Genomic DNA, 3452 nt, shown 5'->3' on the forward strand with positions numbered 1-3452 from the left:
CTGCTGCGCTCCCGCGGCGCCGGGCCCGAGCGCGTCGTCGCCGTCGCGCTGCCCCGCGGCGCGGACGCCGTCGTGGCGGTCCTGGCCGTCCTGGACTCCGGGGCGGCGGTGCTGCCGCTGGACCTGGGCAACCCGCCCGCCCGCCTGGCGGGGCTGCTGCGCGCCGCCGGGGCGGTCCTGCTCGTGACGGACTCCGGTTCCGCCGCGACGCTGGCCGGCCACGACCTGCCCGGGCTCGTGCGGCTCGACGACGACGCCGTGCGCGGCGAGCTCACCGAGCGGGCGCACGCCGCCGCCGGGCCGCTGCCGCACCCGGACTCCCTGGCCGCGGTGACCTTCACGTCCGGTTCCACCGGCGAGCCGAAGGCCGTCGCGGTGCCGCACCGGGCGCTGGCCGCGCTGCACGCCCACCACCGCGAGCGGCTGTACGCGGCGGCGGACGGGCCGCGGCGGCTGCGGGTGGCGCACTCGGCGTCCTTCGCGTTCGACGCCTCCTGGGACGCGCTGCTGTCGGTGCTCGCCGGGCACGAGCTGCACGTGCTCACCGAGGACGTCTACCTCGACGCCGACGCCCTCGCCGGGTACGTCGCCAGCCACGGCATCGACTACCTCGACTTCACCCCCTCCTGGTGGGCGGGCCTGCTCGCCACCGGGGCGCTGCCGCAGCTGCCCGCGGTCGCCGTCGTCGGCGGGGAGGGTTTCCCGCCGGCGCTGTGGACGCGGATGCGCGAGGCCGCCGCGGCGAGCGGCAGCCGGGTGCTGAACCTGTACGGCCCCACCGAGTGCACCGTCGACACCCTGATGGCGGAGGTCACCGACGCCGCCGAGCCCGTCGTGGGCCGCGGTGTCGGCGACACCGGCGCGCACGTGCTCGACGCGTTCCTGCGACCGGTGCCGACGGGCGCGGTGGGGGAGCTGTACCTGGCGGGCCGCCAGCTCGCCCGCGGCTACCTCGGGGCGCCCGCCACCACCGCCGCCCGGTTCGTCGCCGACCCGTCCCGGCCGGGGGAGCGGATGTACCGCACCGGGGACCTCGCCCGCCGCCGCCCCGACGGGGTGCTGGAGGTGCTGGGCCGCAGCGACGAGCAGATCTCGCTGCGGGGTTTCCGGGTGGAACCCGGCGAGGTGGAGCGCGCCCTGCTGCAGCTGCCCGGGGTGGCGCGGGCCGCGGTGGTGCGCCGCGACGACCCGGGGGTCCCCGCCCGGCTCGTCGGCTACGTCGTGCCCGCCGCCGGTGCCGCCGTCGAGCCGGAGGCGTTGCGCGCCGCCCTGGCCGCGGTGCTGCCCGCGCACCTGGTGCCGGCGGTGCTCGTCGTGCTCGGGGACCTGCCGCTGACCCGCAACGGCAAGCTGGACCGCGCCGCGCTGCCCGCCCCCGGGACGGGTTCCGGCGTGGGTTCCGTGGTGGGTTCCGGGGTGGGTTCCGGTTCGGCCCCGGACGACCGCCGCGCCGGGCCGGCCGGGGAGGCCGAGCGGGCGCTGTGCGCGGTCTTCGCCGAGGTGCTGGGTTCCCGCGCCCCCGGCGGGGTGGGGCCGGCCGACGACTTCTTCGCCCTCGGCGGCGACAGCATCGACACCATCGCGGTGGTGGCCCGCGCCCGCCGCGCCGGGCTGGCCGTCTCCGCCCGGGAGGTGTTCGAGCGCCGCACCCCCGCCGCGCTGGCCCTGCTCGCCAGGACGCTGCCCACCACCGCGGCCGGCGACACCGGCGACGACACCGGCGCGGACACCGGCGCGGGCGTGCCGCTGGTGGTGCTCGACGAGCGCCGCCGCGCCGCCGCCGCCCAGCACCTCCCCGCCGGCGCCGGTGCCCGCCTCGCCGACGTGTGGCCGCTGACCCCCACCCAGCAGGGGATGCTCGTCCACGCCGAGACCGACGCCTCGGACGTCTACACGACCTCCCTGCGGCTGGACCTGCGCGGCCCGCTGGACACCGCGCGGGTGGCCGCCGCCCTCGACGCGCTGCTGCGCCGCCACCCGCAGCTGCGGGTGCTGCCCTGGCAGGGCGACCTCGACGCGCCGGTGCTGCTCGTCGCCGACGCCCTCGCGGTGCCGCTGCGGGAGGTGGACCTGACCCCGCTGGGCGGCGGGTCCACCTCCCGCAGCGGCACGGCCGCCGCCGGGGCCGCGCTGGAGGCCCTGGAACGGGTCGAGCTGGCCGGCGGGGTGGACCTCGCCGGCGCGCCGCTGCTGCGCGCGGTGCTGGTGCGGCTGGCCCCGGACGGCGGCGTGCCGTGCTGCCGGCTGCTGCTCGTGGCCCACCACGTGCTGCTGGACGGCTGGTCGACGCCGCTGCTGGTGGCGGAGCTGCTGGGGCTGCTGGCCGACCCCTCGGGCGCCGCCCTGCCCGCGCCCGCCGACCTGCGCCCGGTGCTGCGCTGGCTGGCCGGCCGCGACGCCGACGCCGCGGCCGGGGTCTGGCGCGAGGCGCTGGCCGGGGCCGAACCGCTGCTGCTGGGGACGGGGACCGCGGCGGTCGCCGAACCGGTGGTGGTCGAGGAGGTGCTGCCCGCGGCGGTGGCGGAGGCGCTGGCGGGCTGCGCCCGGCGGGCGGGGGTGACCCTCGCGGTGCTGCTGCAGGTGGCGTGGGCGGCGGTGCTGGCGGAGGTCACCGGCCGCGACGACGTCGTGTTCGGCCAGACCGTCTCGGGGCGCCCGGCGGAGGTGCCCGGCGCGGAGGCCGTGCTGGGCATGCTCATCACCACCGTGCCGGTGCGGGTGCGGCTGGAGGCCGCCGCAGGCTGCGCGGAGGTGTTGCGCCGCACCGCTTCGGAGCAGGCGGCGCTGCTGGACGTCCAGCACCTCGGCCTCGGCCTGGTCCAGCGCGCCGCCGGTGCCGGGGCGCTGTTCGACTCCCTGCTCGTGGTGGAGAACTACCCCCGCGGCCTGCTCGACGCCGCACCGGCGGGCGCGCCGGCGCTCACCGGGGTGGGCGGGCACGACGCGACGCACTACCCGGTGACGGTGACGGCGCTGCCGCAGGGGCCGGACGGCGGGTTCGCGCTGCAGGTGGAGCACCGCCCCGGCACCGTGGACGCGGCGCTGGCCGCGGAGCTGCCCGGTCGCCTCGTGCGGGTGCTGACGGCGCTGGCCGCCCGGCCGGGGGCGCCGGTGGCGGCGCTGCTGCGGCACCGGGCGGTGCCGGTGGGGGTTCCCGCCGCACCCGCCGCCGCTGCCGGGCCCCGACCCGCGCCCGGCGCCGGTCGGCGGGAAACCCATCGGCGGGAAACCCATCAGCGGGAGACCGGTGGCACCCTCGTCGGGGTCGCCGCCGCCCTGGCCGACGTCCTCGGCGCGCCCACCGCCGACCCCGACGACGACTTCTTCGCCCTCGGCGGCGACAGCATCTCCGCGATGCAGCTCGTGGGCCGGTTGCGCGGCCTCGGCCTGGTCTGCGCGACCCGCGACGTGTTCGCGCTGCGCACCCCCCGCGCCCTGGCCGGGCTGCCCCG

1 protein-coding gene is annotated in these 3452 nt (G+C 79.7%); it reads left to right on the plus strand.

The features are described from left to right. The coding region (locus ABEB16_RS20930; RefSeq protein ID WP_345714114.1) for a non-ribosomal peptide synthetase at positions 1 to 3452 on the plus strand (3452 nt) is incomplete at both ends.

Origin of the sequence: Kineococcus glutinatus (genome assembly GCF_039542765.1) — a bacterium.
Classification (GTDB): Bacteria; Actinomycetota; Actinomycetes; order Actinomycetales; family Kineococcaceae; genus Kineococcus_A; species Kineococcus_A glutinatus.